Below are 22,412 nucleotides of genomic sequence, written 5' to 3' on the forward strand. Positions count from 1 at the left end.
AGAGAGTATGAACTTTTACCTGAAACTTCTGAGGCTTTTTTCTATGTCGGCATGATTCACATTCTTCTCAAACGCCTCGCTTAACTTCTCAAACACGCTCTTAGCAGCAGATTCCAATTCCAATCCGTTCTAGTGGAAAACTACCCCGTTCTAGATAACTTTCAAACTTAACGTCTTTTATAAATACCTTTTAACAACCTGCACCACCAACTACTTCTAGTTGCTGAAAACTACCATCTACTTTAACCAACATCACACCTGTATTGATATCCAAGGATTCAATTTCGCCAGTCGCTCCCTGTACTACAGCGACTCTAACCTCTACTGCTTGATCTTCACTAATAAAGGTTTGGAAATTTTTCTGACCGTAGAAATCGTTGCCTGTTGCTTCAACTAGCTTGAATTTCGTCATTTTGCCATTGATTTTCATCACCATGGAGTTAGGGGAAATGCCATTAAAAAATACAAAGTTGCGAGTTCCTTTGGCAGTTTTTTCCTGCAAGCTCATGCCACAACCACCACTATCCGCAGTAAACAGCTCATCAATGGTGAAGGTGTCAACACCTCTAAAGGCTGAGGTAACGGTCTGTGCTGTTTTCTTGGCAGGACTTGGTTAATTTTCTGACTTGGTTGCGATAACTGGAGAGATTACAGGCGTACTTGCGGTGCTAGCTTGATTCCCTTTATCGGAATTGATCAAGGCACAGCCGAGGATCACAACGGGTAGCAGTAGCAACGAGAATATCTTTCTTGCCATGTTTTCACCATATTTTTATCATGTTTTATATCCTACAGTTAGAGTGGGTTAGATTGAAAATGTTTTATCAAAATAGCCGAATTTGGCCCTGGACAGTTAAAGCGTGATCGATGTATTTGCGTCTTTTTAGTCATCATGAAATGGGCGTTTCAGCACATATCCCTGATTAGCTGACCAATGCCGTAACTGACATTCCGCAATTCTTAACATACTTGCAAACTTCTTAATATAGGCAAGATCTTTTTACGAAAATCTGTCATTCTAGGACTCTAATCCGAAAAATATTTTCAATTGTTAACCCCTATTGAGAAAATTGAATTGAATAACATTAATAATTTATCGAGCATCTTGTTCCGTTCTCAATCAATTAAAGTTGTGAAAAAGTAGTTTTCGCGATCGCACAGAGGATTTTTAACCTCAACAAATCACTGTAAATATTTACCCCCGTTCTAGTGGAAATGCTAATTTTAGTTTTTCCACTAGAACCATGATTGCCCAACATACAAACTAATTCCCAAAATCCCCTACTGCGATCGCGATCTGATAGCGCCCAGAGTTTTTACATAGTGTAATCAGGAGCCGCCCCATGATTATCTTGAAGAGTATTTTAGTCTGGCTAGTGTTTATCCTTGCCGAAAGTCTAAATGGAACTGCACGAATATTCTGGTTAATCCCATTACTGGGGGAAAGCCTTGCCCATCAAATCTCATTTGCGATTGGCTCTTTGTTGATTGTGACAATCGCCACGTTATTCATACGTTGGCTTCAAGTTAGTAAATTTATGCAATTACTGAGTATTGGTTTAATTTGGCTATTGCTGACAGTGTTGTTTGAGATCGGGTTGGGAAGATTTGTATTGGCTTATTCATGGGAACAAATTGCTGCTGACTATAATTTGTTACAGGGTGGCTTAATGCCCATTGGTTTAGTATTACTAGTGTTATCCCCATTTATCGCTGCAAAAATTCGGAGGGTGTCACTCCAAATTTCAAGCTGAGGGTTTGCTGATGCTGAGCCGCAGGCAAATTGTTTTAGGTCTTACTGCACTAACAGGAGGAACAATGGCATACGCAATTGGCACTACTAATCAGGCGAATATTCGATATAACAATGCCGTTCGTGATACTTGGCGACATACACCAGACAACTCAAAGCTTGACCTTTTAGCAGTAAATCGTGAACTGGTAAGGTACGCGACCTTAGCTGCATCAAGTCATAACACGCAATGTTGGAAATTTGCGATCGCAGATGAAACCATTGCAATTTTGCCAGACTGGACAAGGAAATGCCCTGCGGTTGATCCCGATGACCATCATCTGTTTGTGAGTTTAGGTTGTGCAGCCGAAAATCTAGTTCAAGCTGCACAAGCATTTGGTAAGTATGGAGTCGTCAATTTTGATACTGTCAATGACTGGGTACAAGTCAATCTAGAACCCGCAAAAGTAATCGATTCTGACCTCTTTAATGCAATTCCACAACGTCAATGCAGTCGAATCGAGTACGACGGTAGAACATTAAGCAACACTGATTTAGCATCCCTTGAAGAGGCAGGACAGGGGAATGGGGTCAGGATACTGATGCTCACCGACAAAGAACGAATTGAGAATGTGCTGGAGTATGTTGTGCAGGGAAATACAGCCCAGATGAATGATCGAGCCTTTATCGAAGAACTAAAATCTTGGATTAGATTTAGCTACGACGAGGTTTTGATTAAAAGGGATGGACTGTTTGCTGGTTCATCAGGCAACCCTATTGTTCCTCGTTGGCTAGGGATGAATTTGTTAAATCTATTTTTTACAGCCAAGGGTGAAAACGACAAATATGCTAAACATATTCGCAGTTCTGCGGGGATTGCTGTATTTATGTCAGAGCAAAACGACAAAGAGCATTGGGTTGAAACAGGACGATGTTATGAGCGTTTTGCATTACAAGCAACGGCGCTAGGCATCAAAAACGCCTTTTTAAATCAGCCAGTTGAGGTTGCATCATTGCGTCCACAATTGGCTAATTATCTCGGCATTGGCGATCTCAGACCAGATCTAGTTGTCCGTTTTGGATATGGCGTTGAAACTCCACGATCACTGCGGCGACACATTGAAGCAGTTTTACTGTGAAACCTCCTTAAGTAAAGAGTGATTAGACATCTAAGCGGGTCTACTTTTCAGAGATCCGTTCCAGCCGATTGTTAGTTACCGATCCCTTAACTTCGATTCCAGTCAAAACCTAGAGATGGTTTTACTGAAAGCATTTCTTCATGCCGATCTCAGGACAACCAGTAAAAGCAATATCACCGATGGTAACAAGTTTCCAAGCCTGAGCATCTAATTGATTCAAAATTAGCGGCAACTGCGGTTCCAAGGGCTGATTCATGCTGGTCGTCAGTAACCACACGACACCGCCTAAAACATTAGGCTCGTCGCGACCCGTAAGTTATTGAATGGTAAGCATTGACGGTGATGCCTAATGCTCGAGTTAAGTGGGTTCTCAATCTCGCGGTTTGCTTTAGTGAAGAGTCAGTTCTTAGCAAAATGCACGTCACTCAACTAGCGACAGGTGGAACTTACCACCTCTTGATGCTGAAGCATTGAGAATTGAGATGCAATCGTCAAGTTCCTCAATGAGTGCTTGAAGTTCGTCAGCATCAAACCCATGAAACCCATCCTCTGCGATCCTGTTTCGCACTGCTTGCAAGGATATTAGACCATCGGAGGCATCAAACCAAGTCATATCATCAATTCCATATGCCAGATCAGTTTCTGAGTCCAATTCTGGCTCATTGTCGTCATCATCGAAGTCATTGTAGTTGAACTGTTGATCCGTGCAGTCCACATACTCACTGAGCTTTAGGACTTTCGCTTCCATGCATAGCGCATCGAGAGAGTCTAAGCACTGGTTCATCAGACTGTGATCGTCACTTTCCTTCAAATAGTCTCGACCTTCAAGTGTATGTATCCAAAGTGTCATTCCCATCATGTACTCCCTGTGACATGAAAAAAAGTGCAGTTTTCACTCAATTGAATCGCTGATTTAACATCGGGTAAAGACGATCAAGATCCTCTTCTTGCCATTTTTCACCAATTGGATCATTGCTTAGGTTCTCAGATGACCAAGCAGGAAATGCAGAGTCTTTTTGACCAGTCTTTCTGCACCAAGCCTCGACTGCGATTGACTGCCAACCCTCGACTTGACAGTCAATTTCTGCATCACCATCGTTGATCATGGATGCTAGCTGATCAGGCTCTCTAAGTGCCGTCGTGAAAACCTTTTCTCCGCGCGAAATCAGCCAACCTCGGAAGTAGTCAAATGCGTCGTCGGAACAGCCACCATTAATCACATAAGCAGCACCCCAAAGTTCCCATGTATATGACTTGTAAAAAAGAGAATAAAAGATATAGTGAAAGTCCACAATCTCTTCTGCCGATAGCTTGTCGAGAAGCAGTGAAAGTTCTGCTAGTTGTTGTTCGGGATCACTCTCTGATGTGTGACGCGCCTCATCAATCAATTTCCAAAATATTGTTGTATCCATATGGCATTCGAGGAGTTTAGAATAACGAAAAAGCTCGTTCGCTTACACACCAACTAGACTAAACCACGATAGCACAGCAATTTGTAAACCTCTACGCCCCGACTAAGTTCTCACAACATGCGCTCCAGCAGGAACGTTAGCTGACTGGCACGTACTCATTGTCCATCATAAGACCATAATTTTTTGCAGACTCTACCGAGATATCTGGAAGATTATGAAGCATTTCATCCCACTTAGCCTGTGCTTGTAGCGCTTCTACAACAATCTGAAGCGGTTCAGCAAGAATCGACTGAAAATCTGCTTCTTCAGAGAACTGGGTCTTAAACGCTAAACGTTCTTGGGGCGGAGAAAATTGAGCGTTAATTCCTTCTTTATTTCCTCTTGCATCAACTCGATACCACCCAATTTCTGGTAAATGGAGTGCATTAAAACCATGTAAACTATACGGCGCACCTTTATCATCAATACTCAATCGCTGATAACAAAATCCTGTTGGAATCTGGTTCGCTCGAAGCAATGCTGCCAGTAAATGGCTTTTGGCATAGCAGTAACCTGTCTTATATTTAAGGACATCAGAGGCACGGCAAGTCACAGGATTCATTTGATAGTCAAAGCTGTGACAAATTTCATCGCGCACCCACTCAAAACAGGCTTGAGCGATCGTCATTGGTGTCTCAAATTCCAAGGCGATCAGTTTGGCACGCTCCATAATTTCTGGATGCAGCCAGTCAATGACTTCACTAACCTTCAAATACTTCTCCATATCAACTAACCAACACGAGTAGTAAAACTTCAATTGTAAGCGCCTTACCAGTAATTCTAAACTACTGCCACCACCTGCAACTGAAGCCAGCTAACGGCTAAAATTATCGGCAGCAGATGTTTTTAGGTCATAGTACCCACGGCTTTCGTCTGTCCGCTGCATTTGATTTGTTATGCGGCATCCTCAATCACCTTGTATTTGCTCTGTACCAAGCCGTTTTCAAACTGTCGCGTCTCAAGGTGATGTAATCTGACATCGTGAGGAAGCGAACTAAAAAGTGGAATTCCTGCACCTATGAGGATTGGCACTTTAGTAATAATTAATTGCTTAATTAAGCCTTCACTAAGAAACCCTTGAATCGTCTTTCCGCCATCAATGTATAAATGCTGGAATCCACGCTCTGATAGACGACAAACGATTTCTCGTGGAGGCGCGCACATAGACTCGACTGTTTTTGTAATGTCGTCAGGGATGTCAATTTTCCGACTACTTAGAACAAATACTGGCTTTTCACCATAAGGCCATGAATCGAAGGACAATGCTAACTCATAAGTATTCCGCCCCATGACAAGCGCATCTACTGAATCAATGAATTCCTGATACCCGTAGTCTTCACTGCCATCTGTATCTCCTCCACTAGGTAGCCAATCAATACCACCATTATTACGTGCAATGAAACCATCAACACTTGTTGCAATATATACAGTAGCTTTCATGTCTTTCTCAATCATGCTGTTGCTGCGTAACTATGTATTAGACAAAAAAATTCCGCCTAATTTGACTATAAGATGATTAAGCTGAAAGTCAAGATTCTGCCTAATTAATCATTTTATACGGCATGCCATAGTCATCTAAAGCGAGATCGACTTATGTGCAGTGCCTCTGTGGTGTCAAGCAATACACATACCAGAACAGAGACTTTACTTAATAGAACACTGCTAGTCAGTCCCACTAGCGCTACAATCTTGGCAAATTCGCCCCCAGAACTAATGCTTGACAATCGCCAATATGCCCCCGCAACCCAGCGTAACCGAGAAGTAATCCTAGAAGTACTTTCACAAGTATTGCCCCCACAAGGAACAGTACTAGAAATCGCCAGTGGGACAGGCGAACATTCAGTATATTTCGCCCCACACCTACAACCTCGCCAGTGGATACCCACCGATCCAAACCCATTAGCGATCGCCAGTATTACCGACTGGCAAAAGCACCATCCATCGGACAATTTAGCTTCACCGCAATTGATTGACGTAACCGCAACAGATTGGCATCAGCAGATAGCCAATCAAGACATACAGGCGATCGTTAACATCAACATGATTCATATTGCGCCATGGCAAGCCTGCTTAGGTTTAATGTCAGGAGCCAAAAAACTATTACCAGTCAAAGGGATTTTATATTTATACGGGCCATTCAAACAAAATGGTAAACACACCAGTGAAAGTAACGCTGAGTTTGATGCAAGTTTGCGCTATCAAAATCCTGAATGGGGAGTACGCGATATTGAGGAGGTGATTGCTGTCGCCGCCAATCAAAATCTAATTCTCAAAGAAATCAAACCGATGCCAGCTAACAACCTATCTGTCATTTTTGAGGTAGTGGCTTAGTCAATCGCTATCTGTTTGAGATATCGTCCCCTGATGCAAAAAGCTTAAATTACAATGGCAGCAATCTTATTCGATCTCGACGGCACTCTCACCGATCCGAAAGTTGGGATTACGACCTGTATTCAATATGCAATGTCCGAACTTAGTCATCAACCACCAATTACTGATGAATTGCTGTGGTGTATTGGACTACCTCTAAGTCTAAGTTTTGCAAACCTGCTACAAACTGAAGATCAAGCTGTAATTAATCGTGCTATTTCTTTGTATCGCGATCGCTTCTCAACCATTGGCTTATTTGAAAATGAGCTTTATCCCGAAATTCCCAAAGCACTTGCATCTATTCGTGCAGATGGCTATCAAACCTATGTAGCAACCTCTAAACCCCATGTGTACGCGAAGCAGATTATCGAGCATTTTGAATTGTCGGCGTTCTTTGATGGCATCTATGGCAGTGAATTAGATGGTACACGCAGTATTAAAGGTGAATTAATTAAGCATATCTTACTCACAGAAAGTCTTGATCCTCAATCAACCGTGATGATTGGCGATCGCTCCCATGATGTGATTGGTGCAAAGCAAAATCAAGTCTTTGCGATCGGAGTCACCTATGGGTATGGCTCACCAGAAGAATTAAACAGTCATGGTGCTGACGTTATTGTTCATTCCCCGAATGAAATTCCTCCATTGATTGCAATGAAATTCTGAATCCTTGAAAATCCCGCGAGGTTTAATGGCTTTTGCCACCAATCAAAATCTAAGTCTCAAAGAAATCAAACCGATGCCAGCTAATAACCTCTCTGTCATTTTTCATATGGCGGATTAATAGCCTTTCCCTGAGCCGCCGAAAGCATCGCACACTTTTTACACTTTTCGGGGATACCTTTAGCCATCAGAATTCTTTTGGCAACAATTACCCAAACAATTACGTGAACTGCGAATACAGCCAGACGCAGCAAACCTACGCCCATGCTTCTCCACCGTTGGTTTAGCCAACCAAAACAGAGGAATCCCCGTTAACTTCCAAGTTAAACGCCCAAACGAATGTAAAACATCCCAAGCCTCATCTTGAGAAGGTTCAGCAAAGAACTCACACAATTCAGAATAAAACGCATCCCAAAGAGATCTCACAGTTGGGGCATGGCAAAGATCATAGATCCGCATCCCCTGCTTATAAGCCTCAGTTAGATTGCCACTCATTAGTAAAACTTCGTAAACGATATTAAAAAACTAACACAACAGACTAACTTGTCACAGAAATATCTTACAACAGATAATGTTTAATTATCTGTTGTAAGATTTATGCGAATGAGTATTTATGCTTAATGTTTTTGATGTGTTTTCTAGGTTTCAGGGCTTTGCTTGGCGCGTTGCGATATATTGAAGGGGTATCTCTGCCCGTTAGTTGTCGTTATGCAAAAATGGTTTAATACTGCTGGTCCCTGCAAGCCTGACATTCACTACATGCTGTCAGCTACAGAGCGCTTGCCTGAAATCAAACAACTAATTGCTCAGGAAAACTATTTTGTGATTCACGCGCCGAGGCAGACAGGTAAAACTACAGCAATGCTTACCCTAGCGCAGGAACTCACGGCGAGTGGCACATATACATCGATAATGTTATCGGCAGAGGTGGGTTCAACCTTTCCCGATGAACCTGAAAAAGCAGAGCAGATAATTTTAGCAGCATGGCGAGATGCTGCGGATTTCTGGCTGCCCGACGAACTGAAACCACCCACCCACGATCTAAATCAGCCGCCCCAGCGTATTGGTAACTTTTTAAAGGTATGGGCGGAGGCTTCACCAAGATCGCTAGTAATATTCATTGATGAAATAGATTCTCTACAAAATCAAACTTTGATGACCGTGTTACGACAGCTAAGGGATGGATTTCCACGTCGCCCGCAGGGATTTCCACAGTCAGTTGCCTTGGTGGGGATGCGCGACGTACGGGATTATAAATATGCTTCGGGGGGGAGCGATCGCCTGAATACTTCCAGTCCTTTCAATATCAAAGTGCGCTCGTTTACATTGAGTAACTTTACCCTTGAGGATGTGAGGAATCTCTATCAGCAACATACAGATGCGACTGGTCAAGTGTTTACGCCTGAAGCGGTGGATTTAGCTTTTCATTTGACGCAGGGACAGCCTTGGTTAGTCAATGCGATCGCTAAGGAGATTGTGGAATATCTTACGAAAGATCCTGCAATTCCGATTACGCCTGATTTGGTGAATGAGGCTAAGGAGATTCTGATTAAAAGACAGGATACACATTTGGATAGTCTTGCCGAAAGATTGCGGGAAGATAGAGTTAGGGCGATTATCCAACCAATTCTATCTGGGCAAGAACTAGTCAATATGCCCGAAGATGACTTACGCTTCGTACTTGATTTAGGTTTGTGTAGCCGAGATAGTCGCGGCGGTATTCAGATTGCTAATCCAATTTATCGAGAAATCATTCCGAAGGTATTAGCTTCGATAACGATCGCATCTTTAACTTCAATTGCTCCAACATGGTTAGATAATGATGGGAACCTCAATCCTCAAGCGCTGTTAGATTCGTTTATATTATTCTGGCGGCAGCATGGAGAGCCTTTATTTAACAGTACGCCCTATCCAGAGATTGCGCCTCATATTGTATTGATGGCTTTTCTGCATCGGGTAGTTAATGGTGGTGGCACGTTAGAGAGAGAATATGCGATTGGTTCGGGAAGAATGGATATCTGTTTGCGCTATGGCAAGATCACTTTGGCGATGGAGTTGAAGGTTTGGGCGGATAAAAGACCAGACCCACTTAAGGAAGGTTTGCCACAGATCGATAAGTATTTGTCGGGGTTGAGTTTGAATACGGGTTGGTTGGTAATATTCGATCGCCGTTCTGGTTTGCCTCCTCTTAGCGATCGCACTACTACTGAGAATGTGATCAGTCCAGCAGGGCGAGAAATCATCGTCATTCGGGGATAGATAATTAATTCGATTTAAGGTGACACAGTTTAAAACTTTTTTACTAAAGGGATGTGACATGATTTGCCTGTTTCAAACTAGCTGTAGCTCTATTTACGAACAGTAAATAAGCACAGGGAATGAAGTACAACGCCAGCATCGTCGCGCCAAATACGCCACCCGCAATCACGACAGAAAGTGGTGGCCAGAAGCCGCCTCCCGAGAGAATCAAGGGTAAAAAACCTGCCATCGTCGTGAAGGTAGTAGTGAGAACATGGCGAGTGGTGTGGAGAACCACATCGATCATTGCCTTGCGATCGCCTGTTTGTGAATGGAGATCGGTTTTGAGCGCAGTCAGTACGGTAATGGAATCATTCACGGCAACACCAACTAGACCGACTGTGCCAATGATTGGGTTGAAGCCGAAGGGATAGTTAAATAACCAAAGGGATAGTCCGCCTAATCCCACGGAAAGAATTGCCACAATGCCGATTAAGCCCGCCAATGCAAAGGAATCCATCGATAAAACTAAAGTAACCACAAGGGCGATACCTAAAACGATGCCATAACCTAGTAGTCCGCCTGTGGCGCTAGTCCGTTCGGCTTCTTCACCTCCAAATTCCAAACTATAGCCCTGTGGTAGTTGGAATTCCTTCGCTAAAATGGGACGGAACTCAGCTAAAGCTTGACTGGGAATGGTTCCTGCTGTGAGATAACCTTGGACGGTACTAACTCTGCGCCCATCTTTGCGGGTAATTGCCGCGTTTTTGGCTTCGAGAGTGAGTTTACTAATCGACTCTAGGGGAATGTAGCCATTCCGATCGCTTGGCAAAATACTGGTCGATTGCAGTTGATTGAGGTCAGCCCGTTCGCGATCGCTAAACCTGACCCGCACAGGAATTTCTTCTGTATCTTCAAGAATCGTACCGCCACGGATGCCCTCGGTGGCGCTGTTTAACTGTTGAGCGATGTCGCGGCGACTCAGACCCCGAGATCGCGCTTCTGGTTCATCAATTTGTAAAGCGAGTTGGGGAAAGCGATCGGTCAGGCGAGTTCGCACATGGGTAATTGATGGTAACTGTACCAATAGCGATCGCAATTGCTCACTGATATTTTGGAGAACATCGACATCATTGCCATAAACCCTCAATTCAATCGGCGCTTCAAAGGGAGGTCCCTGCTCAAATTGACGCACTAACACCCGCGCCGCAGGAAATGCGGCATCCATTTCTATTTGGATATCGTGAATTAATTGATTAGGAGCAACGCCTTTAGTTTGTAAGATGGCATTGGCAAAGCTACTTTCATTCTCACGTCCCGTCAGTTGGTTATAGTAAACCTTAGGAGCGCTCCGTCCCAACATCCAATGCACTTGTTGAATTTCAGAATGCGTTCGCAATTGCTTTTCTACTTCTTGAGTCAGGTTTTGAATTTGATTGAGAGAACTGGCGGACGGCATCTCTAGCTCTAGGGTAAGCTGTTCGCGATCGGCAGGGGGAAAGAACTGTAAACTAAGGGTGGTCATCAGGGCAAAGCCGATAAAAGAGGGAATGAGAGTGAGGGCGATCGCTGTTTTCGGATGGTTAAGCGACCAATTGAGCGATCGCCGATACCATTGAGTTAAGCCTTGATTAGAGAATCCAGTCTGTAACCATCGGCGATTACCGATCGCCTGATAGATGATGCCATTGGTTGTAAAAGAGCGTTGATGACTCCATCGATAAACAATTGCGGCGATCGCTGGTGTAATCGTCAGGGCGACTACGAGGGAAGCCATCACTGCCAAAATCACATTCAAGCCAATTGTCCCCACAAATTCACCCACTGCTCCCGGAAGCAGAGCGATCGGCGCAAATGAGAATACCGTGGTTAATGTACCGCCAAAAAGTGGCGCTCGCAAATACTGCACTGTATCCAGAATGGCTTCTTCAAGGGGCATTCCTTCTTTAAGTCGCATATTCATTTCATCAACTAAAATAATCGCGTTATCAATGAGAATGCCTAAAGCGACAATTAGCCCTGTAACTGACATTTGATGTAATGGAATACCCAAAAGCCCCATGCCAATTAAGGCGATCGCCACACAAAGAGGTAATGCAATTTGCACCACGATCGCCTGTTGCCAACCCATCATCAAGATACAGATTAGAAATAGAATTAGCGAACCCGATAAAAGATTACTAATTAAATTATTTAATCGTGCTGTCACATAACGACTTTGATCAAAGACAGTTTCTAAACTGAGTCCCTTTGGTAAATCTGCTTGAAATTTTGTAAGAACTTTTTGAGCATCTACTGACCAGCGATCGAGGCGATATTGTGGCTGTACATAGACTCCAAGCATGATCGCGGTTTTTCCTTGGGCGATCGCTAATTCTGTCGGCGGCATGGCAATCCCTTTGCTGACAGTGGCAATGTCACCCAATAGACGAAAATCACGATTAGATTGGCAGGACGGACATCGGATTGGAATCTGTTGCAGACGGCTCAATGTATCCAGTTCACCCTTAACTTCATACAGCAAATTATTGTCACCCCGAAACTGTCCTGCTGAGGTTTTGGCATCGCTCTGTTGGATTTGGTTGGCGAGTTCGGCTGCGGTAATTCCCAAACTAGCGAGATTACTGGTATTCACTTCTACGGCAATCTCTTCATCGGGCGCACCAAAAATCCTCACTTCATCGGTTCCCGATATCGCCTTGAGCGCATTTTCTAATACTTCTGCTCTACGTCGCAAAATCGCATAGTTAGGAGGACTATCTTGATCCCAATTGATTGAAGTTAGTAACGCATAGCCCCGCACTTCACCCTCATCTAGTTCTGGCTCTGTCGCTTCGGCGGGGAGAGTGGCGCGGACATCACGCAATTTATCACGCACTCGTGACCAAACTAGCGGCACTTGACTTCTACTAACACTATCTAGAAGATCCACAGAAATCGCTGATACACCTGTCCTTGAAGTTGATTCATAGGTCTTAATTTCGGAGATCTCGGCAATCTTCTCTTCGATGGGAGCCGTGACCAAGGTTTCGGTGCGCTCAGCAGTTCCCCCTGGCAGGAAAGTAGTAATCAGTGCGAAACGAGATGTCAATTCAGGATCTTCCAATCGCGGTAAAGATTCATAGTTGACAGTTCCCCAAGCCACGATCAAGAAGATGACCAAGGCTAGTAAGCGGAGATTGCGAAAGAATAGTTGTGCCATTAGTTCTATAACGCTCTTTATTTAGTTACCGTTTGTCCATTAACTAAGCGCTGTGTACCACTGCTGACAACTTCTTCATTTGCAGAAATAGTACCTCTCACAAGAACGCGATCGCCTTCTGTATGCAGAATTTCCACATCGCGTTTTTCTACTCGGTAAACATCACCATCACGGGCGATCGCAAAGCATGACCACAACCCACGTTCACCTCTAGAGAGAGCCGTGGTCGGCAGCCAAAAGCCTTGTATTTGCTCAGTTTGTGATACTTTGAGTCTTGCGATTTCGCCCGATTTCGGCATAGCAAGATTAGTTGTTTTGTTATTTGATTTATTTGTCGCTTGACTGGAGTTTTGCAATTTCAGAACTACTGTACTGGTTCGAGTTTGCAAATTAGTTTCAGGCTTAATGGCGATTATGGTCGCCCTGTAAGCGCGATCGCCAATCTCCACAGTCTGATTACTGCCAATTGCCAGAGTTGCGGCAACTGAAAAAGGTACACCGATTTCTAGCTCTGGATTTACTGCTTCCACCAGTCGCACGATCGCTTGTCCAGCCTGTGTGACACTGCCTTCATCAAGATTGCGCTCACCGATGACACCTCGGAAGGGAGCCGTTAAATTACTCTTGGCGATCGTGATTTCTAAATCCAGAATACTGGCTTCGATCTGAGCAACCGCCGCCGCTTGAGCATTGATTTGTTCAATTCTCGCGCCATTTTGGACTTCTTCTAGTTGACTTTGCGCCGCCGCTAAGCGATCGGATAAAGCATCACGATTAAAGGCAACTTCTTCAAATTGCTCTTTGCTCACTGCACCTTCTTTGTATAGCGATTCTCTGCGCTGGCTCCGAGTATTGGCTAAACGCAACTGATTTTCCAAATCAGAAACCTGCGATCGCGCCGATGCAATTACCTCCCGCCGCGATCCATTCTGCAATTCCTGTAATTGTGCTAAGGCTCGTAACCTCTGCGCCTCCAACTGCGATAATTGCGCCTGTAGATTTTGCGTATCTAATCTGGCAATTACGGCTCCTGCTTCGACAACCTGTCCGCGATCATACAGAACTTCAATTACTTTGCCAGCACGCTCAAATCCCAGATCAGTGCGCCTTGTTGCCACAACTTCGCCTGTGTAATAGCGAGTAATGTTGTAAGAGCTTACAGGAGTGAGATTAATCACAGATACTGTCAATGGTTTTGTAATTGCTAGCTGCTCTGGGAGCGCAAAACGTTGATAAAGAATAACTCCTGTACCTAATACAACCAAACCACTCGCAACAATACCAATCCAATAGTTGCGCTGCCAACCGATGCTGCTGATTTTCTCTATATTCATAATCTGCTGTATGTAATTTGCTCTGCGGCAGTTGTGAGGGATAATCTGCTAAAACATCCCTAAAACTCAACGTGATTATTAATGTGATTAATTACCAAAACTAGGTAGCCTTATAAAACCAACTTTATAAAGCCAGTTTTATACAACAAGTTGTATATGTCAAGTAAAATTAAATACAAAGTCAAACAAAACTAAAACCTATGACCCTATCCCATGCGATCGCCACGATTTTGCTGCAAGCACCTCATACTGGCTATGATGTCGGCAAAGAATTTGATGAAAAAGTAAGTTGCTACTGGCAAGCCACATCGCAGCAGATTTATCGCGAACTAGCGAAAATGCAGGAAAAAGGTCTGGTCGAAGTTGAAAATGTGCCGCAGTTAAATCGACCTGATAAAAAGCTCTATTCCTTAACCGAGTCAGGTAAACAAGAGTTAATGGCATGGATTACTGAACCATCGGAGCCAACGGCAATTCGAGAGAGCTTACTAGTCAAAGTCAGGGCTGGATATATTGTGCCTGATGAGGTTTTAATCGAAGAAATCAAGCGCCGCAAAAAGCTACATCAACAAAAATTAGCTCATTATCACTCGGTAGAAGCGGAAATTAATACCGCAGAGTTAACTCGTCCTCAACGCCATATGTATCTCACTCTCCGTTGTGGTATTCGTTACGAAACATCGTGGATTGAATGGTGTGATGAGGCGATCGATCAGTTACAGCAAGAATAAAAACACGCAATTTGTCTAGTTGCTACTTGCCCCTTGATAATGAGCTTTATCTCCTTGTTCATTAAATAACCTAAGTTGCTACCCATAGATTAACGCTAAGAGCAAGGACAAAGAGCATGACTTTAAGCTCAAAGCCCTTGGCAGTGACCGCATGAATAGATTTAGGTAAAAGCTGGGATATCAAACTACCCGTAGTTTCGATTACTTTACACTCACTGGGTTAAACAAAAAGGTGAAAAGTTATCCGATTCTATTGCATCTGAGATTGTCCCAGATGTTGGTGAGTTAGATGAACTGGAAACTTTTGTTGGTTCAAAAAAACAAGATATGGTTATGGACAGCAGTAGACCACTTTCGCAAAGGTATCCTTGCATTGACTCTTGGCGATCACAGTGCTGAGACTTTTGCACCATTATGGGCAATCGTTGGTGCGTGGCAAGTTATTTCTATGTCACTGATGGTTGGACTGTGTATCCTAGTTTTATCCCTGATGATGATTCAGATTATTAGCAAGACTTACATGACGCGAGTTGAGGGAGAAAACTCTCGGTTACGACACTACTTGGCAAGATTGCACCGTAAAACCTTCTGTTATTCCAAGTCATTGGATATGCTGCGTTATTCTGTGCGATTGCTGATTCACTATCTTCATGACCCTTCTATTCTTTCTTCTCTCTAATTCATCCCTTTGTCTGCAACGCTGGATTTGCTGAAGGCGATCGCTATTTTCTGAATTGTCTTTTGACAAAATCCAATTGGTGAAGTAATTTTGGATTTTCTTGTGCAGTCGTTTGTTAGGCTTTCACAATAACATATGCTCCAGCACCTATCAATAAGCCACCAGCGATTTTTCTGGTTCCTAAATGAACTCTCTGAGAATTCCATCGAGATAAAATCTTCTTTGCTGCATAAGCATAAGTTAACTTCACTCCCCCAACTGTAACAATCGTTATGGAGACGATGATTATGACATCAAAGATGGAGAGTAAACGCAAGTCAAAAAGCGTTGGGAAAAGGCTCGCATAGAAAAAGATCGCCTTAATATCTCCAAAAGTGAGAAGAAGCCCTGATACAAAGCTAGTGAAAATAGCTGATGGTCTATCATAGTGCAAACTTTGCAGCATATTTGCTTTAGAGAATAGCAAACTGAACCCTATCCAGATAAGATATGCACCTGCCATGAAACGAACAATGAAGAAAAGACTACCCATCGTTTCTGCAAGGCTACTCATACCGAAAATCGACAAGGCAACTAATATCAGATCTCCGAGGACGATCCCTGCTGCAACTGCTGCACCATTGCGGAACCCAAAGGTCGCCGATCTGGATACTACAAGCGCAACGCTTGCACTCGGCATGGCTGCTAAGGTCAGCATGATTGAGAAAAACATTAATGTGGATAGAAGATTCATATGTTTGACTAAACAGTTACATTAAGAGCTTTGATGTTTAAGGGACTAAATGCATCATAAAGTCGCGCTTACCTATTGGTACTCCTGCCATACGCAGGATATTGTACGCCGTTGTTATATGGAAATAGAAGTTAGGCATCAGAAAATCATCTACATAGGAAAGACCAGATAATTCTGCGTACAGCCCTTGCCCAAGATCGAGCCGATTGATTTCTGACAGCTTAGAATCAGCAACATTGATACTTTCCAACAATTCCTTAGTCGATGAAATATGACCACGTAACTGAATTAGAGATGCGGCATCGGGGTTCAAGTTGTTTGCTGGTTGTCCTAAGCACCACAATGCGAAGTTTCGGGGTTGATTGCACACAAATAGTATTTGTGTGCTGAACATATCAGGTGCTAAGCGTCGCTGCAATAGAGACTCTACATCGTCTGCGAAATGATTCTCTGCTACTTCTAAGAGATGACTTAACGTATCGAGCCTAGAACTGAAGATATTTTGTATCGAAATGATCTTCTGGTTTTCCATGCGATTTTTAGAAACACAAGTTTTAAATCATAGTGTCTGAATTGAGCGGCAGGAAATTTATTCCACTTGCGACAAAAATATCACAGTTCTGTCCGCTCCAATGATTTGTTATGAATTTCTTAAATACGGCAACTAAGAAGCATCTCGACGCACAACTTCAATGTAGAAACCCTCATCGACAGATGGTGGTTGAAAAAAGCTGGTTACATGATGGAAAACATCTTCGGTATCAAACTTTGCCCGCTCTGGATTAGTCTCCCTCCGCTTTTCAATTCCTTTTAGGCAAGTCTTTTCATCAACATCAAGGTATATCAACTTATGAGGTATGCTTGCAGATAAAAATATCTCTTTGAACCATGCTCTTTGATTTATCGTGTTTGCTGGAAAATCCATTACTACAGAAAGTCCAGCATTAAGAATATCTATTACATGATTCTTTAACAATAGTTTTAGGCGCTTTGAATATTTCAAGTAGTCATCAAAATTCTGTATTTCTTCAGGATAAATAGTTGATAACCACTTGTCTTCCGACAATAAGATGGCGTTTAGTTCTTCAGCAATCTTACAGGACAGAGTAGATTTACCAGAACCCATTTTTCCACAGAAGAATATTAAAGTTCCCTTCTGATTCATCACTTCTTTCTCTGCATAACTATATATTAGACGGGCTTTGTTGCATGATTCGGCTGAAATCCTTGCTACATAGGCTTTTCTCAATAAGGCTCCTAATTGCTAAACCTTGACTAAATAAGGCTTCTGGGATATTCATGCAACAAAGCCTATTAGACGGAAAAATTCTGTCTAGTCATACTATATGGCATGTTAGGCAGAAAATTTCGGGTTATTTGCATATGGTACGTTATACGGAGAAATTCTGCCTAATCACCTATTTGGCGTGTTAGCCCGACAACATAAAAATATTAATGTTTTTGATTAAGATGTCTGACTAGTCTCCAATCGCTTACTTATCACTTATTATTTAACTTTGCGATCGCCATTAATTAATGACCAGCTTCAGAATTTGGCATCAATTTACCATCTTCCATATAGACAATGCGATCGGCGATGTCGAGAATGCGATTGTCGTGAGTGATGAGGAGAATTGTGCAACCTTTTTGTTTGGCGAGGGTTTGCATGAGTTCCACAACTTCGCGACCCGATTTTTTATCGAGGGCAGCTGTAGGTTCATCGGCTAGGACAATTTTGGGTTGCGAAACTAGCGCACGGGCGATCGCCACCCGTTGTTTTTGCCCACCAGAGAGACTATCAGGAAAATAATCGAGGCGATGACCAAGCCCAAACGCTTCGAGCATGGCGGTAGCAGTACCATCTAGATCAGAAGTTCCATCCTCATCGTGAAGTTCTAGAGACATTCGCACATTCTGTTTGGCGGTGAGAAATGTCATTAAATTATGGGCTTGAAAGATATAGCCAATATTACGGCGGATTTGCATGAGAGAGATTTTATCAGCGCCCCGAATTTCTCGATCCAAGATGGTAAGGCTGCCCTCCTGCGCCGATCGCAAACCGCCCATAAGCGTTAGAAGTGTCGTTTTACCTGAGCCAGAAGGTCCCGTCATGATGATGATTTCGCCAGCATGGATATCGAGATTGATATCAAAAAGCGCCTGTTTGCGTAAGTCACCTTCACCAAAATAATGATTGAGATTTTGGGCAGAGATTACGGGCGTGGTAGTAATGGAAGTTAAGGCTGACATAAAGTTCAAAAAATAATTAGAAAATATCAGCAGGATCAGCGGTTTGGAGTTTTCGCATAGCGATCGCTCCTGAAACTGTACACATGACTACGGTCATCACAAATACGGAAGTGGCGCGTTCTAGCGTCATTTTTATCGGTAACATGGTGGCAGCGTAGGTAACTTGGTATAGTCCTACGGAAAGCAGGAAACTAGGTAGAAATCCTAAGCAAGCTAACAAAAGAGCCTCTTGGAAAAGGATACTTAAGAGAAAGCGATCGCTGTAGCCCATCGCCTTGAGAGTGGCATATTCTGCAAGGTGATCGGAGACATCAGAATAGAGAATTTGATAGACAATCACAATGCCGACAATAAAACCCATCGCCACACCCAAGCCGAAGATAAATCCGATGCCTGTCCCTGATTCCCAATAGTTCTTTTCCACACCTGCCCATTCTTCGGGAGTTAGAACCCGCACATCATTAGATAGCAGCTTAGCTAGTTCCATTTTGACTTGCTGAACGTCAGATCCTTCTTTCAAATGAATTAATCCCATCTCAAGGCGATCGCTGCTTCGTTCGGGAAATAAACGTAAAAAAGTCGCATCGCTGGTAATGATATTGCCATCGGCGGCAAAGGAAGACCCAACTTCAAAAAGTCCACTTACTTGTACTAACTTATTATTTAGCTGAGCTTCCAATTCACCCTTTTGCATAAACATATTCGCAACATCGCCATATTCGGGACGACCAGCGCGATCAAATAACACGCGATCGAGTTGTTGGATTTGGGGAATCTGCTGAGCAGGATCAGGCAGCTTGACACTAGGATTACCCGCATCTACACCCCAAATGAGAATCGCTCGATTTTGGCGAGTTTCAGGATTGCGCCACTGACCAGCAACAGATATATACAGAGGAGAAACAGATTTAACTTGAGGATGGGCAAGGCTTTGATAAAGGCGATCGCGTTGAAAACTTGGTGTAGAAATGAGAGTCTGAAATTGCGTACTAGCGATCACCAAATCCGCCTGAATGAGTTCGCGATAGGGTTTCCTTGCCGAATCATAGAGCGCTCCTTCAAAACCCATCTGCACAAACATCAAGATGTCAGCAAAGGCAATGCCTGATAGCGCCACGGTAAAGCGAACTTTATTGCGAGTCAGTTGTAGCCAAGCAAGGGGCGTTTTTCGCAGTAATTTACGGAACATATAGTATTAATTTGTAGATGAAAGCTGAATTTTGCCTTGAACTTGTAAATTTGTAAAAGCAGCAACACGACGGCTATCTTCGGGGGTTAAGCGCACTTTGACTTCAATCACACGGCGATCGAGATTCTCTCCTGGTTGATTTCCTGCAATGTTTTGCCGCTCTACCTGCAAGCCGATCTGTGATACAGTGCCTTTAACTTCTCCCTGAAAAGATTGACCAGTAATTTGTACAGTTTGTCCAACCTTCACCCGATCAATATCGGTTTGATAAATCTCTAGGACTGCCACCATTTGATCGGTTGCTCCTAGTTCCACCACTCCATCATTGCTGATTTTTTCACCCACTCGCGTATGGATTTTCAGAACTTGCCCTGCTCTGGGAGCGCGGATATATGCTTGGGCGAGGTTAGTTTCTGCACGCTTGAGAGATGCGATCGCACTGTCTACTTCTCTTGCTTTGGTAGCAATATCCACAGGTCTAACTTCGGCAATGCGATCGCGAGTACTACTTGCCTCAAGAATTTGAGCTTGGAGAGTATTGGCAAAGCGATCACGGTTACTCAGAGCTTCTTGCAATTGGGCGCGAGTTGTTTCCGCCGCCAGACGTTTAGTATCTAAGACCGAAGCAGAAACTGCGCCTTGTGCATAGAGTTGTTGAAAACGCACCAACTCTGTTTCGGCAGTACGAACTTCCGATTGCCAACGGGAAATTGTTGCCGATTGGGAAGCTTCACTACCGCGCAAATCTGCTTGCAGTCGTAAGATCGATGCTTCTTGTGCCTGAATTTCCGATTGTTTCGTGCCAGCACTAACTCTTGCGAATTCCGCTTGAGCAATCTCCACCTGAGCCTTAGCTTGCGCCACTTCATCAGCAAAGCGATCGCTAGCATCTAAGACAGCAATAATCTGCCCTGCTTTCACCCGATCGCCTACTTGGACGCGCAACTCTTTTAAGCGATCGCCATCTAGAGCTACAGGAGCCGCTAAACGCATGACTTCTCCTTCGGGTTCCAATCGACCGAGCGCCGAAACAGTTAAAGTCGTGCTAGCGATCGCTGAGGTATTACTTGTAGCATTGGGCTTACTAAAAGAGACAACGCTAAATATAGAAATTCCTGTGGCTAAAGTCGCGAGGAAAATTCCCCCAAGCCAAAGATGGCGGGAGTTAAAAAAAGATTGAGATGTCATGTTTTACTAATCCATTTCAAAAAACTTAGCGAACTTCATTCATCGGTATAAGTCATCCGAATTAGTTCCTCGATCAGTTGCGATCGCCGATCATCAGAAATGCAGTTAAGCCCTAGTAACTGATTCCAAGAAAGCCCATCCGCAGCTAAGAGAATTACTCCTACCTTGAGTGGATCAAGACCACAATTGCAGGCTTGCTGATGCCACCGTGTAGCAACTTCTTGGTATGGTTGCAGGAGTTTACTATCCTTAGTGAACGCCGCCAACAATCCAGACTGAATTGCAGCATTTTGACGATCAAATATATCTCCAGCCCTGATGTAAGCCCGCAACCAAGCACCCTTGACGGTGAGATCGCCTTCGCGAACAAGTTCTATCTCTAATAATTGCTCGAACTCGGCGATCAGGTTTGCCACCATCCCTATCAGCAGAGCTTCTTTATTAGGGAAATGATAGAGCAATCCGCCTTTACTTACGCCTGCTTCTTTGGAAACTGCATCAAGGGTCAGAGCGTCAGCCCCAAGGCGCAAAACGACTTCACCCGCTGCATTGAGCAGTGATTCTCGCGTCGCCGATCGCGATCGCTTACCTACCTCCAAAGCCTCTGTCATACCTCCACTCTGCTCAGTAACCATAACTTTTGGCTCGAATACTAAAAAACTAAGACAATCAACTTGTCTTGAAAAAAACTATACCGTCCAGACTGTTTAGTGTCAATAGGCAGATTAGATTTTTTGATTTTGGCTATCTCATTTTGCTCTTTTCTCTCATTTGGTTAAAGCTCTTGCTTGGCAAGCATTGGAGGATTACCAGTAAATTGTTCAGAAATGTGTGCGTTTGCCCTGATTAAGGTTTTCACTTCATAGTTGAGCAATATAGGTTTGACTTACAACTGTTTGATTGGAAATTTGTTTCGAGTGTGAGCGCCTGCTAGATAACATTACGTTCAATTTGTGATTTGGATAATTGCAATGCTTCACACATATAATTGCGCCATAGTAAATTGGTAATCAACCAAAGTATTGGAAAAGCTAAAAAAGATCGTGCATGGAATGTATAACGCCACTTGATATGGGTCTGCCCCGAAGAGCCACCACTAAACCACCACTCACCATTAGCAGAAGTTGCAAGAAATCGAAGCGAACCAGTAAAGCAGCTAACTGTATAACTGAAGTAATATGGATGCTCATATTTTGTCAGCATTTCTTGTACAGAGCTATTATCTGATAGATGCACAGTGCGCGTTTGACCTTCCGCATCCCAAGAGCCAATCTGATTTTGAATGCCGACGACAGAGGGAAGCAGTCCATAACCTTTGAATATGGAGGTGAGGTCAATTGGTACGACATGTTCAAAGACTTTAACTTGATCAGCGTTAACCTTAGTTTTAATAGATGCTGAAAGTAAACGCATACAAAGAACTCCTTTTTGATGCTATAGATCCTAATTTAAGTCAAACAAAATCGCCTCAATCATCTTTTAGAGAGTGTGCTGAAAGCAATCGCATAGCATC

General features: G+C 43.4%; 25 protein-coding genes and 1 pseudogene. 7 read left to right on the plus strand and 19 right to left on the minus strand.

All coding sequences use genetic code 11. From position 1 onward, the window contains the following. Nucleotides 1–190: 190 nt before the first annotated feature. Nucleotides 191–508, minus strand: a complete 318-nt coding sequence (locus H6F41_RS15235) for a hypothetical protein (RefSeq protein ID WP_190404324.1) — start codon at nt 506–508, stop codon at nt 191–193. Nucleotides 509–613: 105 nt separating this feature from the next. Further along, nucleotides 614–757 carry a hypothetical protein gene (locus H6F41_RS15240; RefSeq protein WP_190404325.1) on the minus strand — a complete coding sequence of 48 codons (144 nt, stop codon included), beginning with the start codon at nt 755–757 and terminating at the stop codon, nt 614–616. Nucleotides 758–1,343: 586 nt separating this feature from the next. Here H6F41_RS15240 and H6F41_RS15245 point away from each other — a divergent pair. Continuing rightward, on the plus strand, nt 1,344–1,754 hold the full coding sequence (locus H6F41_RS15245; protein ID WP_190404326.1) for a hypothetical protein: 411 nt from the start codon (nt 1,344–1,346) through the stop codon (nt 1,752–1,754). A gap of 64 nt (nt 1,755–1,818) precedes the next feature. Continuing rightward, nucleotides 1,819–2,871 (plus strand): Acg family FMN-binding oxidoreductase, encoded by a 1,053-nt coding sequence (locus H6F41_RS15250; RefSeq protein ID WP_242023061.1) that lies wholly within the window; start codon nt 1,819–1,821, stop codon nt 2,869–2,871. Nucleotides 2,872–2,992: 121 nt separating this feature from the next. Here H6F41_RS15250 and H6F41_RS19190 read toward each other — a convergent pair whose 3' ends face one another. The 5 genes from H6F41_RS19190 to H6F41_RS15270 form a co-directional block, all read right to left on the minus strand. Continuing rightward, complete coding sequence (locus H6F41_RS19190; RefSeq protein ID WP_277874000.1) at nt 2,993–3,127, minus strand: hypothetical protein; 135 nt, start codon at nt 3,125–3,127, stop codon at nt 2,993–2,995. A gap of 165 nt (nt 3,128–3,292) precedes the next feature. Then, nucleotides 3,293–3,721, minus strand: coding sequence for a hypothetical protein (locus H6F41_RS15255; RefSeq protein ID WP_190404328.1), 429 nt, complete (start codon nt 3,719–3,721; stop codon nt 3,293–3,295). Between the two features lie 46 nt (nt 3,722–3,767). Next, nucleotides 3,768–4,283, minus strand: a complete 516-nt coding sequence (locus tag H6F41_RS15260) for a DUF4240 domain-containing protein (protein ID WP_190404329.1) — start codon at nt 4,281–4,283, stop codon at nt 3,768–3,770. 136 nt (nt 4,284–4,419) lie between these two features. Then, nucleotides 4,420–5,046, minus strand: coding sequence for a transglutaminase-like domain-containing protein (locus H6F41_RS15265; RefSeq protein WP_190404330.1), 627 nt, complete (start codon nt 5,044–5,046; stop codon nt 4,420–4,422). A gap of 170 nt (nt 5,047–5,216) precedes the next feature. Continuing rightward, nucleotides 5,217–5,762 carry a dihydrofolate reductase family protein gene (locus H6F41_RS15270; RefSeq protein WP_190404331.1) on the minus strand — a complete coding sequence of 182 codons (546 nt, stop codon included), beginning with the start codon at nt 5,760–5,762 and terminating at the stop codon, nt 5,217–5,219. A 273-nt stretch (nt 5,763–6,035) separates the two neighbouring features. Between H6F41_RS15270 and H6F41_RS15275 the strand changes: the two genes are divergently transcribed. Both H6F41_RS15275 and H6F41_RS15280 read left to right on the plus strand, forming a co-directional pair. Next, nucleotides 6,036–6,653, plus strand: a complete 618-nt coding sequence (locus H6F41_RS15275) for a DUF938 domain-containing protein (RefSeq protein ID WP_190404356.1) — start codon at nt 6,036–6,038, stop codon at nt 6,651–6,653. Nucleotides 6,654–6,707: 54 nt separating this feature from the next. Next, nucleotides 6,708–7,358: an HAD hydrolase-like protein gene (locus tag H6F41_RS15280; RefSeq protein ID WP_190404332.1), complete on the plus strand. Its 651-nt coding sequence runs from the start codon at nt 6,708–6,710 to the stop codon at nt 7,356–7,358. 177 nt (nt 7,359–7,535) lie between these two features. On the opposite strand, the gene H6F41_RS15285 is transcribed toward H6F41_RS15280, so the two are convergent. Next, entirely contained in the window at nt 7,536–7,850 is a 315-nt protein-coding gene (locus H6F41_RS15285) for a hypothetical protein (protein WP_190404333.1), read from the minus strand. 213 nt (nt 7,851–8,063) lie between these two features. On the opposite strand from H6F41_RS15285, the gene H6F41_RS15290 reads away from it, so the two are divergent. Continuing rightward, on the plus strand, nt 8,064–9,614 hold the full coding sequence (locus tag H6F41_RS15290; protein ID WP_190404334.1) for an ATP-binding protein: 1,551 nt from the start codon (nt 8,064–8,066) through the stop codon (nt 9,612–9,614). Between the two features lie 43 nt (nt 9,615–9,657). Here H6F41_RS15290 and H6F41_RS15295 read toward each other — a convergent pair whose 3' ends face one another. Both H6F41_RS15295 and H6F41_RS15300 read right to left on the minus strand, forming a co-directional pair. Next, on the minus strand, nt 9,658–12,795 hold the full coding sequence (locus H6F41_RS15295) for an efflux RND transporter permease subunit (RefSeq protein WP_190404335.1): 3,138 nt from the start codon (nt 12,793–12,795) through the stop codon (nt 9,658–9,660). A 17-nt stretch (nt 12,796–12,812) separates the two neighbouring features. Continuing rightward, nucleotides 12,813–14,129, minus strand: coding sequence for an efflux RND transporter periplasmic adaptor subunit (locus H6F41_RS15300; RefSeq protein ID WP_190404336.1), 1,317 nt, complete (start codon nt 14,127–14,129; stop codon nt 12,813–12,815). Nucleotides 14,130–14,329: 200 nt separating this feature from the next. On the opposite strand from H6F41_RS15300, the gene H6F41_RS15305 reads away from it, so the two are divergent. Further along, on the plus strand, nt 14,330–14,860 hold the full coding sequence (locus tag H6F41_RS15305) for a PadR family transcriptional regulator (protein WP_190404337.1): 531 nt from the start codon (nt 14,330–14,332) through the stop codon (nt 14,858–14,860). 70 nt (nt 14,861–14,930) lie between these two features. Here H6F41_RS15305 and H6F41_RS19510 read toward each other — a convergent pair. Further along, nucleotides 14,931–15,068: pseudogene (locus tag H6F41_RS19510) on the minus strand (IS982 family transposase); the annotation flags it as partial. 81 nt (nt 15,069–15,149) lie between these two features. Here H6F41_RS19510 and H6F41_RS15310 point away from each other — a divergent pair. Continuing rightward, nucleotides 15,150–15,539 carry an IS1 family transposase gene (locus tag H6F41_RS15310; RefSeq protein ID WP_190404338.1) on the plus strand — a complete coding sequence of 130 codons (390 nt, stop codon included), beginning with the start codon at nt 15,150–15,152 and terminating at the stop codon, nt 15,537–15,539. Nucleotides 15,540–15,654: 115 nt separating this feature from the next. Here H6F41_RS15310 and H6F41_RS15315 read toward each other — a convergent pair whose 3' ends face one another. The 8 genes from H6F41_RS15315 to H6F41_RS15350 all read right to left on the minus strand — a co-directional run bounded on the left by H6F41_RS15315 (nt 15,655) and on the right by H6F41_RS15350 (nt 22,312). Further along, nucleotides 15,655–16,272, minus strand: a complete 618-nt coding sequence (locus H6F41_RS15315) for a LysE family translocator (protein WP_199288793.1) — start codon at nt 16,270–16,272, stop codon at nt 15,655–15,657. Nucleotides 16,273–16,309: 37 nt separating this feature from the next. Further along, on the minus strand, nt 16,310–16,804 hold the full coding sequence (locus H6F41_RS15320; RefSeq protein ID WP_190404339.1) for a DUF1993 domain-containing protein: 495 nt from the start codon (nt 16,802–16,804) through the stop codon (nt 16,310–16,312). A gap of 132 nt (nt 16,805–16,936) precedes the next feature. Further along, entirely contained in the window at nt 16,937–17,437 is a 501-nt protein-coding gene (locus tag H6F41_RS15325; protein WP_190404358.1) for an AAA family ATPase, read from the minus strand. Nucleotides 17,438–17,805: 368 nt separating this feature from the next. Beyond that, nucleotides 17,806–18,522 carry a DevA family ABC transporter ATP-binding protein gene (locus H6F41_RS15330; RefSeq protein ID WP_190404340.1) on the minus strand — a complete coding sequence of 239 codons (717 nt, stop codon included), beginning with the start codon at nt 18,520–18,522 and terminating at the stop codon, nt 17,806–17,808. Nucleotides 18,523–18,538: 16 nt separating this feature from the next. After that, nucleotides 18,539–19,711, minus strand: coding sequence for an ABC transporter permease DevC (gene devC, locus H6F41_RS15335; RefSeq protein ID WP_190404341.1), 1,173 nt, complete (start codon nt 19,709–19,711; stop codon nt 18,539–18,541). A gap of 6 nt (nt 19,712–19,717) precedes the next feature. Next, entirely contained in the window at nt 19,718–20,899 is a 1,182-nt protein-coding gene (locus tag H6F41_RS15340; protein ID WP_190404342.1) for an ABC exporter membrane fusion protein, read from the minus strand. Between the two features lie 35 nt (nt 20,900–20,934). Beyond that, nucleotides 20,935–21,534: a TetR/AcrR family transcriptional regulator gene (locus tag H6F41_RS15345; RefSeq protein WP_190404343.1), complete on the minus strand. Its 600-nt coding sequence runs from the start codon at nt 21,532–21,534 to the stop codon at nt 20,935–20,937. Nucleotides 21,535–21,829: 295 nt separating this feature from the next. Next, on the minus strand, nt 21,830–22,312 hold the full coding sequence (locus H6F41_RS15350; RefSeq protein WP_190404344.1) for an SRPBCC family protein: 483 nt from the start codon (nt 22,310–22,312) through the stop codon (nt 21,830–21,832). Between the last annotated feature and the right edge of the window lie 100 nt (nt 22,313–22,412).

The sequence above is a fragment of the Pseudanabaena mucicola FACHB-723 genome (assembly GCF_014696385.1).
GTDB lineage: Bacteria > Cyanobacteriota > Cyanobacteriia > Pseudanabaenales > Pseudanabaenaceae > Pseudanabaena.

Coding starts and splice junctions, on each gene's coding strand:
- H6F41_RS15255 (WP_190404328.1), bottom strand. CDS start 3,721: ATGACACTTTGGATACATACACTTGAAGGTCGAGACTATTTGAAGGAA.
- H6F41_RS15290 (WP_190404334.1), top strand. CDS start 8,064: ATGCAAAAATGGTTTAATACTGCTGGTCCCTGCAAGCCTGACATTCAC.
- H6F41_RS15295 (WP_190404335.1), bottom strand. CDS start 12,795: ATGGCACAACTATTCTTTCGCAATCTCCGCTTACTAGCCTTGGTCATC.
- H6F41_RS15240 (WP_190404325.1), bottom strand. CDS start 757: ATGGCAAGAAAGATATTCTCGTTGCTACTGCTACCCGTTGTGATCCTC.
- H6F41_RS15285 (WP_190404333.1), bottom strand. CDS start 7,850: ATGAGTGGCAATCTAACTGAGGCTTATAAGCAGGGGATGCGGATCTAT.
- H6F41_RS15275 (WP_190404356.1), top strand. CDS start 6,036: ATGCTTGACAATCGCCAATATGCCCCCGCAACCCAGCGTAACCGAGAA.
- H6F41_RS15320 (WP_190404339.1), bottom strand. CDS start 16,804: ATGGAAAACCAGAAGATCATTTCGATACAAAATATCTTCAGTTCTAGG.
- H6F41_RS15310 (WP_190404338.1), top strand. CDS start 15,150: ATGAACTGGAAACTTTTGTTGGTTCAAAAAAACAAGATATGGTTATGG.
- H6F41_RS15260 (WP_190404329.1), bottom strand. CDS start 4,283: ATGGATACAACAATATTTTGGAAATTGATTGATGAGGCGCGTCACACA.
- H6F41_RS15265 (WP_190404330.1), bottom strand. CDS start 5,046: ATGGAGAAGTATTTGAAGGTTAGTGAAGTCATTGACTGGCTGCATCCA.
- H6F41_RS15300 (WP_190404336.1), bottom strand. CDS start 14,129: ATGAATATAGAGAAAATCAGCAGCATCGGTTGGCAGCGCAACTATTGG.
- H6F41_RS15235 (WP_190404324.1), bottom strand. CDS start 508: ATGAGCTTGCAGGAAAAAACTGCCAAAGGAACTCGCAACTTTGTATTT.
- H6F41_RS15345 (WP_190404343.1), bottom strand. CDS start 21,534: ATGGTTACTGAGCAGAGTGGAGGTATGACAGAGGCTTTGGAGGTAGGT.
- H6F41_RS15245 (WP_190404326.1), top strand. CDS start 1,344: ATGATTATCTTGAAGAGTATTTTAGTCTGGCTAGTGTTTATCCTTGCC.
- H6F41_RS15270 (WP_190404331.1), bottom strand. CDS start 5,762: ATGAAAGCTACTGTATATATTGCAACAAGTGTTGATGGTTTCATTGCA.
- H6F41_RS15325 (WP_190404358.1), bottom strand. CDS start 17,437: ATGAATCAGAAGGGAACTTTAATATTCTTCTGTGGAAAAATGGGTTCT.
- H6F41_RS19190 (WP_277874000.1), bottom strand. CDS start 3,127: ATGAATCAGCCCTTGGAACCGCAGTTGCCGCTAATTTTGAATCAATTA.
- H6F41_RS15315 (WP_199288793.1), bottom strand. CDS start 16,272: ATGAATCTTCTATCCACATTAATGTTTTTCTCAATCATGCTGACCTTA.
- devC (WP_190404341.1), bottom strand. CDS start 19,711: ATGTTCCGTAAATTACTGCGAAAAACGCCCCTTGCTTGGCTACAACTG.
- H6F41_RS15305 (WP_190404337.1), top strand. CDS start 14,330: ATGACCCTATCCCATGCGATCGCCACGATTTTGCTGCAAGCACCTCAT.
- H6F41_RS15250 (WP_242023061.1), top strand. CDS start 1,819: ATGGCATACGCAATTGGCACTACTAATCAGGCGAATATTCGATATAAC.
- H6F41_RS15340 (WP_190404342.1), bottom strand. CDS start 20,899: ATGACATCTCAATCTTTTTTTAACTCCCGCCATCTTTGGCTTGGGGGA.
- H6F41_RS15330 (WP_190404340.1), bottom strand. CDS start 18,522: ATGTCAGCCTTAACTTCCATTACTACCACGCCCGTAATCTCTGCCCAA.
- H6F41_RS15350 (WP_190404344.1), bottom strand. CDS start 22,312: ATGCGTTTACTTTCAGCATCTATTAAAACTAAGGTTAACGCTGATCAA.
- H6F41_RS15280 (WP_190404332.1), top strand. CDS start 6,708: ATGGCAGCAATCTTATTCGATCTCGACGGCACTCTCACCGATCCGAAA.